11 protein-coding genes and 2 pseudogenes are annotated in these 12,382 nt (G+C 69.9%); 8 read left to right on the forward strand and 5 right to left on the reverse strand.

The genetic code is table 11. The features are described from left to right. The first annotated feature begins 35 nt into the window (after nucleotides 1–35). The 4 genes from C8K38_RS24275 to C8K38_RS24290 all read left to right on the forward strand — a co-directional run bounded on the left by C8K38_RS24275 (nucleotide 36) and on the right by C8K38_RS24290 (nucleotide 3,915). Nucleotides 36–821: a hypothetical protein gene (locus C8K38_RS24275; protein WP_143548517.1), complete on the forward strand. Its 786-nt coding sequence runs from the start codon at nucleotides 36–38 to the stop codon at nucleotides 819–821. An 87-nt stretch (nucleotides 822–908) separates the two neighbouring features. Continuing rightward, the gene (locus C8K38_RS24280; RefSeq protein WP_143548518.1) at nucleotides 909–2,423 is read left to right on the forward strand and encodes a multicopper oxidase family protein; all 1,515 of its coding nucleotides are present in this window, start codon (nucleotides 909–911) and stop codon (nucleotides 2,421–2,423) included. Between the two features lie 105 nt (nucleotides 2,424–2,528). Next, entirely contained in the window at nucleotides 2,529–2,903 is a 375-nt protein-coding gene (locus C8K38_RS24285) for a glyoxalase superfamily protein (protein WP_097213936.1), read from the forward strand. 109 nt (nucleotides 2,904–3,012) lie between these two features. Continuing rightward, complete coding sequence (locus C8K38_RS24290; RefSeq protein ID WP_097213937.1) at nucleotides 3,013–3,915, forward strand: universal stress protein; 903 nt, start codon at nucleotides 3,013–3,015, stop codon at nucleotides 3,913–3,915. 25 nt (nucleotides 3,916–3,940) lie between these two features. Here the strand turns inward: C8K38_RS24290 and C8K38_RS24295 are convergent, their stop codons facing one another. Together C8K38_RS24295 and C8K38_RS24300 are read right to left on the reverse strand one after the other, a co-directional pair. Then, on the reverse strand, nucleotides 3,941–4,177 hold the full coding sequence (locus C8K38_RS24295; protein WP_097213938.1) for a hypothetical protein: 237 nt from the start codon (nucleotides 4,175–4,177) through the stop codon (nucleotides 3,941–3,943). Beyond that, nucleotides 4,174–5,130, reverse strand: a complete 957-nt coding sequence (locus tag C8K38_RS24300) for an acyl-ACP desaturase (RefSeq protein WP_097213939.1) — start codon at nucleotides 5,128–5,130, stop codon at nucleotides 4,174–4,176. Before C8K38_RS24300 ends, C8K38_RS24295 begins: the two co-directional genes overlap by 4 nt. 102 nt (nucleotides 5,131–5,232) lie before the next feature. On the opposite strand from C8K38_RS24300, the gene C8K38_RS24305 reads away from it, so the two are divergent. Further along, nucleotides 5,233–5,883 carry a response regulator gene (locus C8K38_RS24305; protein WP_097213940.1) on the forward strand — a complete coding sequence of 217 codons (651 nt, stop codon included), beginning with the start codon at nucleotides 5,233–5,235 and terminating at the stop codon, nucleotides 5,881–5,883. On the opposite strand, the gene C8K38_RS24310 is transcribed toward C8K38_RS24305, so the two are convergent. Then, nucleotides 5,880–7,508, reverse strand: a complete 1,629-nt coding sequence (locus C8K38_RS24310; protein ID WP_097213941.1) for a sensor histidine kinase — start codon at nucleotides 7,506–7,508, stop codon at nucleotides 5,880–5,882. The two genes, C8K38_RS24305 and C8K38_RS24310, sit on opposite strands and share 4 nt — an antisense overlap. Before the next feature lie 80 nt (nucleotides 7,509–7,588). Between C8K38_RS24310 and C8K38_RS24315 the strand changes: the two genes are divergently transcribed. Next, entirely contained in the window at nucleotides 7,589–8,227 is a 639-nt protein-coding gene (locus C8K38_RS24315) for a Tat pathway signal protein (protein ID WP_097213942.1), read from the forward strand. On the opposite strand, the gene C8K38_RS24320 is transcribed toward C8K38_RS24315, so the two are convergent. Continuing rightward, complete coding sequence (locus C8K38_RS24320; RefSeq protein ID WP_097213943.1) at nucleotides 8,224–8,952, reverse strand: SRPBCC family protein; 729 nt, start codon at nucleotides 8,950–8,952, stop codon at nucleotides 8,224–8,226. The genes C8K38_RS24315 and C8K38_RS24320 overlap by 4 nt on opposite strands. 412 nt (nucleotides 8,953–9,364) lie before the next feature. Here C8K38_RS24320 and C8K38_RS24325 point away from each other — a divergent pair. After that, nucleotides 9,365–11,197, forward strand: a pseudogene (locus C8K38_RS24325) (1-deoxy-D-xylulose-5-phosphate synthase). Further along, nucleotides 11,190–11,737, forward strand: a pseudogene (locus tag C8K38_RS24330) (NUDIX hydrolase). The pseudogenes C8K38_RS24325 and C8K38_RS24330 overlap by 8 nt, the downstream one beginning before the upstream one ends. A gap of 6 nt (nucleotides 11,738–11,743) precedes the next feature. Here the strand turns inward: C8K38_RS24330 and C8K38_RS24335 are convergent. Continuing rightward, the gene (locus C8K38_RS24335; protein ID WP_097213944.1) at nucleotides 11,744–12,379 is read right to left on the reverse strand and encodes an alpha/beta hydrolase family protein; all 636 of its coding nucleotides are present in this window, start codon (nucleotides 12,377–12,379) and stop codon (nucleotides 11,744–11,746) included. Nucleotides 12,380–12,382 lie beyond the last annotated feature (3 nt).

The raw sequence follows: 12,382 nt of genomic DNA on the forward strand, positions 1-12,382 counted from the left end.
CTGCACGGCCGGCCGCGGGTGCCTATTGTCGGGGGATGCGCCCCTTGATGGTCGCGACCGTTCGTTCGGAGTGGGTGCGAGCGTGGCGGTGGCCCGCACAGGTGCCGATGACGGTGCTGGGTAATGCGGCGCTCGTCTGCGTCGCCTGGTTCGTCATCCCGCGCAGCTGGCTGTTCGACTTCACCGGCGCGTGGGGCCTCCCGATCGCCCTGGCCGGATGGATGTACGCGGACGTGTCCGCGACCAATGTGCTGGGACAGGACCCGGCCGACGCGCTGACCGTGCTGTCCGACGGTGCCGCGCTCGAACGGCTGCTGCGGGCCAAGACCATCGTGCTGTGGCTGATGGTGGCACCGGCCTGCACGGCGGTCGCCCTCGCCCTCGGGGTCCTCGAACACGACCTGACGCTCGCCTTGCTGATGATGGTCGGGCTGTGCGTGATCCCGCTCGGTCCGCTGGCGCTGTCCGGCTGGGTCGGCGTCGTCTTCCCCTATCATCAGCGTTCCCTGCGTTGGCGGTGGGCGAACCGGCACCGGTTCCGGTCGGTCGTCGCGCGCTGGCTGATCCTGGTGGTGCTGCCGTATGGGGTGTTCCCGGCCGCGATCGTGGTGGTCCTCGCGGTGCCCCTGTTGATGTTCCACCTGCTGCCGCCGTTCGACGTCGGGGCGGTGCTGACTGCGGACGGACGGGTCGGGTTCGTGGTGTCGGCGAGCGTGGTGTCGGTGCTCGCCTGGTTCGCGGCGATCCGGGGCACGGCCTTCCTGGCGGGTCGACGGGCGGGCCGCCTGACCGACTACCTCGGCGACGCCGAGCGGGGCTGAGGTCGGCTCCACTCGGGGTTTCTCGGGGTGCGAATCTGGGTGCCTTCCTGGATGTGTCGGCACGGCGGACCGGCGAGCATCGGTGGCATGGAGAAAACACGCGTTCGGTGGCTGCGGGTGATCGGTGGCCTGTTCGCCGCCGCCGCCATCGTGATCGGTGTCGTGGCGGGCGGTGTCGTCTACGCGTGGCAGAGCGCCCGGGTTGACACCGCCGGTCAGGTGCGGTTCGACCGCCCGCTCGCGATCCCGCCGCTCGCCGCGTCCACGACCGCCGCGGACGGGACCAGGGAGTTCGATCTCGAACTGCGCAGCGGCACCACCGACCTCGGGCACGGCCGCGGCACCGAGACCTGGGGCGTGAACGGCTCCTACCTCGGCCCGACGGTGCGCGCGGAGCGTGGCGAGCCGGTCCGGATGAACGTGCGAAACGGCCTGGACGAGGCCAGCACGCTGCACTGGCACGGCATGCACCTGCCCGCGGCCATGGACGGCGGGCCGCATCAGATGGTCGAGCCCGGCACCACCTGGTCACCGCAGTGGACGGTCGATCAGCCCGCGGCCACGCTCTGGTACCACCCGCACCTGCACGGGGCGACCACCGAGCACGTCTACCGCGGCGTCGCGGGCATGTTCCTCATCGACGACCCGGCCGGGCCCGTACTGCCGGACCGATACGGCATCGACGACGTCCCGGTGATCGTGCAGGACAAGAAGTTCGACGGGGACCGACTCGACGACGGTGCGGCGATGTTCAGCGACACCGGGGTGCTCGGCGACGAGGTGCTCGTCAACGGCACCCCAGGACCCTACCTCGACGTCACCACCGAGCGGGTGCGGCTGCGGTTGCTCAACGCGTCCAACGCGCGGGTGTACCGGTTCGGGTTCGACACCGGTCTCGGGTTCTCGCTCATCGGCACCGACGGCGGTCTGTTGCCGAAACCCGTTGAGATGACCAGCCTTCAGCTCTCGCCCGGTGAACGAGCGGAGATCGTGGTCGCCGTTCCGGCGGGCACCTCGCCGGTGTTGCGCAGTACCCCGCCCGACCTCGGCGCCGACTTCTGGGGCACCCGGTTCGCAGGCGGGTCGGACACCATGGACATCCTGCAACTGCGCGCGGCCGACCGGCTCGAGTCGAATGCCGACGTCCCGAGTTCGCTTGCCGCGCAAGCCGATCTGGGGGTGCCGAGCGTGACCCGAAAGTTCGACCTGACCAGCTCGACGCAGATCAACGGGAAGTCGATGGACATGGGACGGATCGACGAGGTGGTCACCATCGGGACGACGGAGGTCTGGGAGGTGCGCAACGTGAGCGGGGGAGTGCACAACTTCCACGTCCACGACGTGCAGTTCCAGGTTCTTGACACCGACGATCCCGCGCTGACCGGGCCGAAGGACACCGTCTATCTGCCGCCAGGGCGGACCCTGCGGCTGTTGATGCGGTTCACCGACTTCTCCGATCCGTCGACCCCGTACATGTTCCATTGCCACCTGCTCCGGCACGAGGACAACGGGCTGATGGGGCAGTTCGTGGTGGTCGAACCGGGTCAGCTGCCGGTGCAACCGCCATCGCCGCCATCGGACGCCGCGCGTGGTCACCACTGAACATTTGCGAAACGCCCGGGTCGAAAACGAATGAGGACCGTTCCTGACCGCGATTCGCGCGACACTCGATGGGTCGCTCAGTCAATTCGAAACGAAGGACAGGTCATGGACATCAAGCTCGAACTGGTCGCGATCCCCGTCACCGACATCGACCGCGCCAAGGAGTTCTACGTCCGGCTCGGCTTCAACGCGGACCACGATCACACCGTCAACGAGGACCTCCGCTTCGTCCAGCTCACGCCGCCCGGGTCGGCCTGCTCGATCTGCATCGGCAAGGGCGTCACCGATGCCGAGCCCGGCTCGGTCGTCGGCATGCAGGTGGTGGTCAAGGACATCGAGGAAGCCGAGCGCGAGTTCAAGAGCCGCGGCATCGACATCAGCCCGATCGACCGCCAGCCGTGGGGCAACTTCGTGTACTTCAGCGATCCCGACGGGAACAAATGGGCGGTCCAGGAAATCGTGATCCCGTCGGCCGGGTGACCAGCGCAACAGCGATCGGTCCGCAAGAGTGACCTTCGACCCTGACAGGGCGCAGGCAAATTCAGGACAATGGTCCGGGCAGACCAATCGTGATCGTGAAGGGAGAACCATGAGCGCAGGAAAGCCCATCGTGGTGGGTGTGGACGGATCGGAATCCTCGACGGCGGCGGTGGCATGGGCTGCACGCACCGCGGCGATGAGGAAGACGCCGCTGGTCCTCGTGTCGGTGGTGCACGTCCCTGCGTACTACTACTCCGAGCCGTACCTCGCAAGGGGCTACGGAGACGACCTCATGAACGCGGGCCGCGCCCACCTGGACTCCGCTGCGGTGCTCGCCGCGCAGGCCGTGGACGGTCTCGCGTCCGTCGACATCAGCACAAAGCTGCACGAGGGGCAGATCGCGGACACGCTGCTGCAGTACTCGGACGGCGCGACCATGATCGTGCTCGGGTCGCGTGGTCTCGGGGAGTTCACCGGAGCGCTGATGGGGTCGGTCACCGTCGCGGTGTCCTCGCACTCGACGGCCCCGGTCGCGGTCGTCCGCGGCCGCACCCTCGACGGCAGGCCGCCGACCGAGGGCCCCGTCGTCGTCGGGGTCGACGGCTCGGCGGTGAGTGAGGCGGCCGTCGCGGTCGCGTTCGAGGAGGCCGCGGCCCGGCACGCCACGCTGGTCGCGGTGCACGTCTGGAGCGATGTGTCGGTCCAGCCCTCGCTGGGCGCGACCGCCGACGACCCGCACTGGAGCGGGATCCAGTCGTTCGAGGAGGCGGTGTTGTCCGAGCGGCTCGCCGGCTGGACCGAGCGCTACCCCGACGTCTCCGTGCAGCGGGTCGTGGCGAGGGATCGCCCGGTGCGGGTGCTCAGCGAGTACGCCGAGCGCGCGCAGTTGCTGGTGGTCGGCAGCCACGGCCGCGGCGGTTTCAAGGGCATGCTGCTCGGCTCGACCAGCAACGCGCTGATGCGCACCGCGGACTGCCCGGTGCTCATCGTCCGCCCGACGGACAAGGCCTAGCCGCCGGCCGCGGGCGGTCGGGGCTTCAGCCGAAGTCCGCCAGACCGCCCGCGCGCAGCTGGGCCCACGCGTCGGCGGGGTGCACCCCGCGACGGACGGCGTCGTTCTCGATGAGCACGCCGAGCAGCACCGAGTTCATGAACGCGAGACCCTCCGACTGGTGCTGGGTGGTCTTCGCCTCCGTCCACCGCATGATGTTGCCGCGCTTGGCGGCCGCGGCCATCTCCAGCACCGCATCGAACATCGCCGACGTCTCGCTCATCGCACGGACTCCTTCCCCTCGTCGCGGGCGGCCGCGCGCGCGAGCGCACGATCGCGGGCATCCTCGAATCGCTCCGCGTCGGCCTGCAGACCGACGAGGAACCGCTCCAGCTGTTCGCGCTGTTCCTCGCCCTCCGCGGTGAAGTCGTTGCGCTCGAAGATCTTCCAGGTGCGGAGCACGGGCATGACCACGTCGTCGAGGTGCTGGCGGAGGTCGTAGATGCCGCCCTTCGCGATCAGCACCGCATTGCGGCGGAAGCCGGGCATGCCGGATCCGGGCATCTGGAAGTTGGTCAGCACCTTGGTGATCGCGCGGATGGTCTGATCGGGGGACACATCGAGCGCGGCCCCGCAGATGTTGCGATAGAACATCATGTGCAGGTTCTCGTCGGCCGCGACGCGGGCGAGCATGCGGTCCGCGATCGGGTCACCGCAGGCCTTGCCGGTGTTGCGGTGCGAGACCCGGGTCGCCAGCTCCTGGAATGTCACGTACGAAACCGAATCGAGCAGTCCTGCGTTCCCGCCTGGCGCGAATCCGTTGGTCATGTGGGCCATCCGGGCGTTCTCCAGCGCCACCGGGTCGACGCCCCTTGTGACCACCAGGTAGTCCCGCATGACGATCGAGTGCTTGTTCTCCTCCGCCGTCCACCGGCCCACCCAGGTGCCCCAGGCCCCGTCGAGGGAGAAGTGCTCGGCGATCTCGCGGTGGTACGAGGGCAGGTTGTCCTCGGTGAGCAGGTTCGTGATCATCGCCGCCTTGGCGGTGTCGCTGAGGGTGGACTGGCCGGGGTCCCAGTCGATCCCACCCAGCGCGGCGAAGTTCCGCCCGTCGTCCCACGGCACGTAGTCGTGCGGGTGCCAGTCCTTGGTCATCGACAGGTGTCGATGCATGTTCTCCTCGGCCACGGCCTCCAATTCGTGCAGCAATTCGAGCTCGGTCAGTTCGCGGGTCACGGTCGATCCCCATTCGCAGTGCCGGTGGTCCGCGTCAAGGATTCCCGGGGCCGGGCGGACCGGGCTAGGGCCGAAGGTCCCCGATGTGCTGGGATCGGTGCCATGAGCATGCGGATCTTCCTGGTCGACGACCACGAGATCGTCCGCCGCGGTCTGGTCGACCTGCTCGCGGGTGTCCCCGACTTCACCGTCGTCGGCGAGGCGGCCTCGGTGGGTGAGGCGCTGGTGGCGGTGCCGAAGGCGGAGGTCGACGTCGCGGTCCTCGACGTGCGGTTGCCCGACGGCAGCGGCGTCGAGCTGTGCCGGGACCTGCGCTCGGCGCAGCCGGACCTGCGCTGCCTGATGCTCACCTCCTACTCGGACGACGAGGCGCTGTTCGACGCGGTGATGGCGGGTGCCTCGGGGTACCTGCTCAAGCAGATCCTCGGCACGGATCTGGTCGCGGCCATCCGGACGGTCGGGGCGGGCGTCTCCCTGATCGACGCCGACGCCACAGCGGCGGTGCTGGGCCGGATCCGCGCCCAACGCGATCAGGGCGCCGCGGTGTCCGGGCTGTCGGAGCAGGAGCGGGCCGTGTTCGAGCTCATCGGTGAGGGGCTGACGAACCGGGAGATCGGCGGGCGCCTGTTCCTGGCCGAGAAGACGGTGAAGAACTACGTGTCCAGGATTCTCGCGAAGCTCGGTATGCAGCGCCGGACCCAGGCCGCGGTGCTGGCCACCGAGCTGCGGGGCCGGCCGGGACGGGACCGCTAGCCCGCCGCGCCCATCGGTACCCGCCAGGTCAGGACGGTTCCGCCGCCGACGGCCGCGGTCACCTCACACCGCCCGGCGCAGGTGGCCGCGCGACGGTCCAGGTTGGCAAGTCCACTGCGTGGCTCGTCGCCGGACATGCCGACCCCGTCATCGGTGATCGCGATCGTGAATTCTTCTGCGGCGGTGATGGATACGGCTATCGACGAGGCACTCGCATGCCGCCGGGCGTTGCTCAGTCCCTCCCGCAGCACCGCCTCGGCGTGTGGGTGGACCGGCGCCGGGACCAGGGTGTCGATCGGCCCCGAGAACTGGACCGTGGGGGTGATCGCGGACTGCGGGGTGACCTCGCCGATCACATCGAGCAGCCGCCTGCGCAGACTCGCAGGGGTGGCGGTGTCGCCGGTCTGTAGGTCGAAGATGGTGGTGCGGATCTCCCGCACGGTCCGGTCGAGCTGCTCGACCGACCTGGCCAGCACCTCGCCGTCGGGCGCGGGCAGGGCGATGCTCTGCAGGCTCATGCCGGTGGCGAACAGGCGCTGGATGACGTTGTCGTGCAGGTCCCTGGCGATGCGGTCGCGGTCGGCGAGTACGTCGAGCAGTCGTTGCTGACGCTGCCGGTGCGCGAACTCCAGCGCGACCGCGGCCAGGTCCGCCATCGAGGCCAGCCTGCTGAGCTCGTCGGGCTTCCAGGGGTGCGCGCCCGCTCCAAGGGCCACCACCAGCGCGCCCTCGATGTGCTGCGGCCCGGACACGGGGAGGACCGCCGCCGGGCCCGAGCCCGAGCCGGGCTCGGTGAGCTGGGCCCGGCCGGTCCGGAGCGCCTCCTCGACCGGCGAGCCCGCGAGGTCCGCCACCAGGTTGTCGCGCGGGTGGTCGGTGGTGGCCGCGACGATCGCCATGCCGGACGAGGCATCGAGCAGCGTGACCGACTCCGCCGAGGTCAGCTCCCGGACCCGCCGCACCAGCAGGTCGAGGGTCTCCGGGACGGATCCGCCGATCAGCAGGCTCGAGTTGATTGCCGCCACCGCGCGCAGCCAGCGTTCCCTGGTGCGGGACTCCTCGAACAGCCGCGCGTTGTCGACGGCGAGCGCGGCGGACTCGGCGAGCACGGTGAGGATCACCTCGTCCTCGTCGGTGAACTCCGGCGCGTCCCGTTTCTCTGTGAGGTAGATGCTGCCGAACGCCCGGCCCCTGACGATGATCGGGACGCCGAGGAAGCTGCTCATCGGCGGGTGGTTCGGCGGGAACCCGACCGAGGCCGCGTGCCGGTCGAGTTCGCGGATGCGAACGGGCCGGGGGTCGTCGATGAGCAGTCCGAGTAGCCCACGGCCCTCGGGCAGATGTCCCATCGTCGCGCGTTCGCCCGCGTCGATCCCCTCGTAGACGAACTCCGACAGCCCGCCGCCGGGTGCCCGGACCCCGAGTGCGCCGTACCGGGCGCCGAGGAGCTGAGTGGCCGCCTGCACGATCCGCTGCAGGGTGGGGTCGAGCTCGAGCCCCGCCCCCACCACGAGGGTCGCGCGGAGCAGATCGCGCAGTTTCTCGGGCGACGTGACGACCTCACTCAGTCGTTCGTGGACGTCGCTGAGCAGGGCATTCAGGCCGTCGGCTGGAAGTTCGACCATGAGCGGCAGCGTAGTCGCTGTAACGGAAACAGACCGGTTCCGATGCTTTTGATAGCTAACCCTTCGGTAAAGGAGCCTCAATGAAGCAGCGATTCACCGTCCGCCGCCGGATTGCCGTGGCCCTCACGTCCGCAGCAGCCGCGACCGCTCTGTTCACCGGGACGGCCACCGCCGCACCCACAGCCCAGCCCGCCGACCCCGGCGCGGCCGCCTCCGGGCTGCGCGCCGCCGCCGCGGGCAACGCCGACGCGGAGGCGGCGATCGAGCGGCTCATCGCCTCGCCGCAGGACGTGGCGAAGGGGCTCGGCAAGCCCGTCCTCACCCTGCCAGGGCAGATCTTCCCGGTGCCCGCCTACTCCGACACCGGACAGGGCGGCGAGGTCCTCGGCCAGCTCTACGGCTCGGGGGTGGCCACCAACACGAACAACGAGTTCCGCTTCGGCTTCTTCGGCGGACCGGGGAACATCGCCGACAACCAGACGGGCGCCGAGCTGAACGTGGTCTGGTACAGCCTGGCCAACGGAACGAGCGGTATCACCCGGCTCGATCAGAACAACAAGGTCGTCCCCACCGTCATCTCCACCGCCCCGCTGAACGTCGGCAAGGGCATGGTCGTCGGCGCGGTCTACGGTTCGCTCTGGCACAAGGTCGGCCCGAAGCCGGAGGACGTCGTCAAGAGCACCATCTGGATGCCGAGCATGGGCATGGTGATGGGCTAGCAGCAGGTCCCGGGACTCTCCCTGGTGTCCCACCAGTGGGTCCACCGGTCCGCGAGGGACTCGAACTCCTCGGCGCCCCGGCCGTAGCCGCTCAGGATGATCTGGGCGCCGCCGCCGGGGCGCTGCTCGTTCTGCGGCTGGATCGCGAGGATCAGGAGCCCAGGGCCGAGGGCGTCGACGGTCAGCCCGAGCTGCTTGGGCGAGCGGAACCACACCGTGCCGCTGAGGGCATCGCCGGTCGCGACGAGGGCGGTGTACGCGGAGCCGGGCGGTCCGGTGATCCCCGCCACGCCCAGCAGTTCCATCGCGGTGGCCCCCGAGGTCGGGCCGTCGAGGTACAGGGTGTGCCGTTCGGCGAGATCGTGCCGCTCCAGCCCGAACTTCAGTTGCTGGAGGAACGTCGTCCACCCCTCGGTGACGTCCTCGTACCAGTCGTCCCACTCCGGGTGGGAACCCTTGGCGGGGCGGGTGATCCGTACGACGGTGCCCTCGACGGCGGGCCTCAGGGCAAACCGGTCGCCGCCCTGGAACGTCAGCGTCAACGCCTCGGCATCCGCGTCGGCGCCGTCGATGTAGATCTCGCGGATCTCGTCATCGAGGCCGCCTGGACCTTCGTACTCCCAGCCGTGCCAGCGCCGGATGAGGGCGGGATCGCGCAACGCCCGCCACACGCGTTCCGGCTCGGCCGCGATGGTGGTCTCGATGACGATCTCGGGTTCGGTCATGGTGTCGATTTTGCTGCATCGAGCGCGCCGGGACCAGGCCGAACCGACAGAAGATGTTGAAGATCAAATGATTTCGTGGACCGGCTGTGCGACCCGGACGATCGGGTCCCGTGCGATAGGTGTGCGATCGGCGAAACTCTGAAATAGGGTCGTGCCAGGCCGTTGGTGAGTCGGCCGCCTGTCGGGGGTGTGGGCAGGCAGTTAGTGAGCACATGCGTACTGAAGGAAATGTGAGAACACTTCGATTCAGGGGGCGTTGCCGTGACCACCAGTTCTGTTCTGTCCGGAGCGCTCCTACGAGACCGGGATTCGAGGCTGGGCCGCTGAGGTGGCCGTCGTCGGCTTGTCGGCCGGCGCGTCGGCGCTAGCCCGGGACACCGCGGTGGATGCGGGTGATCTCGGTGCATGGCCGTTGCTCGCGAAGCTCACCGGTCCCGCTGACATCCGGGGCCTCGATCCCGATGAGGTCGCCGAGCTCTGCACGCAGATCCGGGACTTCCTGATCCAGAGGGTGTGCGCCACCGGCGGGCATCTCGGTGGGAACCTCGGGGTCGTCGAGCTGACGGTCGCCCTGCACCGGGCCTTCGACTCGCCGCGCGACGTCCTGATCTTCGACACCGGACACCAGACCTACGTCCACAAGATCCTGACCGGCCGCGGTGCCGACTTCGGCGGGCTGCGCCAGGCGGGCGGACTGTCCGGCTACCCGAGCCGGGGTGAGTCCCCGCACGACACGGTGGAGAACTCCCACGCGTCGACCGCGCTCTCCTACGCCGACGGACTGGCCAAGGCGTTCTAGCTGCGGGGCGAGGAGGGGCGCCGGGTCGTCGCGGTGATCGGGGACGGCGGGATGACCGGCGGACTCGCCTGGGAAGGACTCAACAACCTGTCCGTCCCGGGATCGGGAAGGCCCGTGGTGGTGGTGCTCAACGACAACGGCCGCTCCTATGACGCCACGATCGGGGGCCTGGCGGCGCACCTGGCCGCATTGCGGAGAACCCGCCCCGAGGACGCCTCCGCCGCCGGGCCGTCGCCTGCTCCCCGGTGGGTCGCGAACACCGTGTTCGAGCACCTCGGTCTCGCCTACATCGGGCCCGTCGACGGCCACGACGTCGCGGCCCTCGAGTCCGCGTTCGACCACGCCTGCTCGCTGGGTCGACCGGTCCTCGTGCACGTTGTCACGGCCAAGGGCAAAGGCTATGGTCCCGCGGAAACCGACGCCGCCGATCGGATGCACGGCATCGGGGTGCTCGACCCCGCGACGGGTGCCGCGGCGCCGGGGAAGCCGACGTGGACAGATGTTTCGGCGACGAGATCGTGCGGATCGGCGAGCGCCGTCCCGACGTGGTCTGCGTGACCGCTGCGATGACGAACCCGGTCGGCCTCGGCCCCTTCGCCCGGACGTTCCCCGATCGGGTCTTCGACGTGGGAATCGCCGAACAGCATGCCGTGTGCTCGGCCGCGGGCCTGGCGATTGGAGGACTGCACCCCGTGGTGTGCCTCTACGCCACCTTCCTCAACCGGGCCTTCGACCAGGTGCTGATGGACGTCGCGCTGCAGCGGCAGCCGGTCACCTTCGTGCTGGACCGGGCAGGCATCACCGGTCCCGACGGCGCCTCCCACCACGGCATGTGGGACACCGGGATCCTGAGCGTGGTGCCGGGGCTGCGCGTCGCGGCGCCGCGTGATCCCGCCTCCCTGCGCGAGCTCCTCGACGAGGCCGTCGCCGACGATGGTGGGCCGACGGTGATCCGCTATCCGAAAGCGACTGCGGGGAGCGATATCCCGGCGATCGCCCGGGTGGACGGTCTGGACATCGTGTACTCGTCCGGGACCACATCGCCGGAGGTGCTGCTGGTCGCCGCCGGAGCTATGGCCGGACCGTGCCTCGCCGCCGCGGCACTCCTGCACGGCTCCGGGATCGAAACCACGGTGGTGGATCCGCGCTGGATCACCCCGATCAGCCAGGCCCTGATCGAGCTGGCCGCGCGTCACCGCGTCGTCGTCACGGTCGAGGATGCCGCCCGCTCCGGGGGGGATGGGGGCACTTCTCGTGGAGGCCTGCGCCGACGTAGACGTGCCGACGCCCGTTCTGTCACTCGGCCTCCCGCGCGCCTTCATCGATCACGGCGGGCGCGGGGACCTGCTGGCCCAGCACGGGCTCACGGCGGAGCGGATCGCGGCCGCCGCGGCGCGACTGCTCGCCCGGCCCTCGGCCGAGGCGGGTGATCCCGCGCATGAGTGAGCGCACCGAACTGCGGTCCAGGGACGAGGAGCTGGCGATCTTCGACGACGCGGGCCGCGAGATCGGTACCGCGCCCAGGTCAAAGGTGTTCGCGGAAGGACTGTGGCTGGCCAGCGCGGGGTCCTGCTGAGGTCCCTCGACGGCAGGTGGATCTACGTGCACCGCCGCTCGCACAGCAAGGAGGTGTTCGCGGGATTGCACGACTGCATCGCGGGCGGTGGGGTCGACCCGGGGGAGAGTCCCGAGCAGACCGCCCGCCGCGAGCTGGGGGAGGAGCTTGGGGTCACCGGCGTCAGGCCATCGCCGATGGCGCGCATCTCCTGGGACGGGAGCTGGGCGGGGCGACCGCTGCGGTGCCACCTCCACGCGTTCGAGGGGCAGTACGACGGGCCGATTCGGCAACAGGACAAGGAGATTGCCGACGGCGGGTGGTGGACCGAGGCGAGCCTGCGGCGACGCCTCGCGGACCCGGCGTGGCCGTTCGCGCCGCACAGCCGGGCCCTGCTCGGTGCCTCGCTCGGGTGGGCGATGGGTCGCTAGGTCAGCTCAGAAGCAGAACAGGTCGGCGGCGGCCTCGACCGCAAGCGGAGCAGCCGCGCTCTTGTCAGGGGCGAGGTCGTGGCCGGTGCCCTCGACCAGCACCAGTCGCGTCGGCGTCGGCACCAGCTCGAGGGCGGCGCGCATCTCCTCCGGGGTCCCGAACGGGTCCCGGGTGCCGTGCACGAAAACGCACGGAACGCGCAGGTCCGGCAGGTGGGCGGTCCTCGCCTTCTCCGGCTTTCCCGGCGGGTGCAGCGGATACGAGAACAGCATCAGTCCGTCGCAGGATTCGGGATGCTCCGCCGCCAACATCGTGGACTGCCGGCCACCGTAGGAGTGTCCGCCGAGAATGATTGGGCCCGAGCAGAGTTCGCGCACCGCGGCCGCGGCTGCCGCGATGCCCTCGCGATCGCCGCCCGCGGTGGACGGGCTCGGCGGTCCTTTCGGCCTGCGCTGGCGGAACGGCAGGTCGTAGCGGAGCACGAGCAGTCCGTGCCCCGCGAATTCCGTTGCCGCCCGCTGCAGCATCTTGGCGTCGCGGTTACCACCTGCGCCGTGTGCGAGCAGAAGGGCACCGACCGGATCCCCGGCGGGCCGATGGAGAACGCCGCTCACGCCCTCGCGTTCGAACAGATCGGTCATGAC

Origin of the sequence: Rhodococcus sp. OK611 (assembly GCF_003050885.1) — a bacterium.
GTDB lineage: Bacteria > Actinomycetota > Actinomycetes > Mycobacteriales > Mycobacteriaceae > Rhodococcus_G > Rhodococcus_G oryzae.

Excerpts from the sequence above, each read along its gene's own strand:
- C8K38_RS24310 (WP_097213941.1), bottom strand. The coding sequence starts at position 7,508 with ATGGTCGAACTTCCAGCCGACGGCCTGAATGCCCTGCTCAGCGACGTC.
- C8K38_RS24285 (WP_097213936.1), top strand. The coding sequence starts at position 2,529 with ATGGACATCAAGCTCGAACTGGTCGCGATCCCCGTCACCGACATCGAC.
- C8K38_RS24320 (WP_097213943.1), bottom strand. The coding sequence starts at position 8,952 with ATGACCGAACCCGAGATCGTCATCGAGACCACCATCGCGGCCGAGCCG.
- C8K38_RS24275 (WP_143548517.1), top strand. The coding sequence starts at position 36 with ATGCGCCCCTTGATGGTCGCGACCGTTCGTTCGGAGTGGGTGCGAGCG.
- C8K38_RS24290 (WP_097213937.1), top strand. The coding sequence starts at position 3,013 with ATGAGCGCAGGAAAGCCCATCGTGGTGGGTGTGGACGGATCGGAATCC.
- C8K38_RS24280 (WP_143548518.1), top strand. The coding sequence starts at position 909 with ATGGAGAAAACACGCGTTCGGTGGCTGCGGGTGATCGGTGGCCTGTTC.
- C8K38_RS24305 (WP_097213940.1), top strand. The coding sequence starts at position 5,233 with ATGAGCATGCGGATCTTCCTGGTCGACGACCACGAGATCGTCCGCCGC.
- C8K38_RS24295 (WP_097213938.1), bottom strand. The coding sequence starts at position 4,177 with ATGAGCGAGACGTCGGCGATGTTCGATGCGGTGCTGGAGATGGCCGCG.
- C8K38_RS24315 (WP_097213942.1), top strand. The coding sequence starts at position 7,589 with ATGAAGCAGCGATTCACCGTCCGCCGCCGGATTGCCGTGGCCCTCACG.
- C8K38_RS24335 (WP_097213944.1), bottom strand. The coding sequence starts at position 12,379 with ATGACCGATCTGTTCGAACGCGAGGGCGTGAGCGGCGTTCTCCATCGG.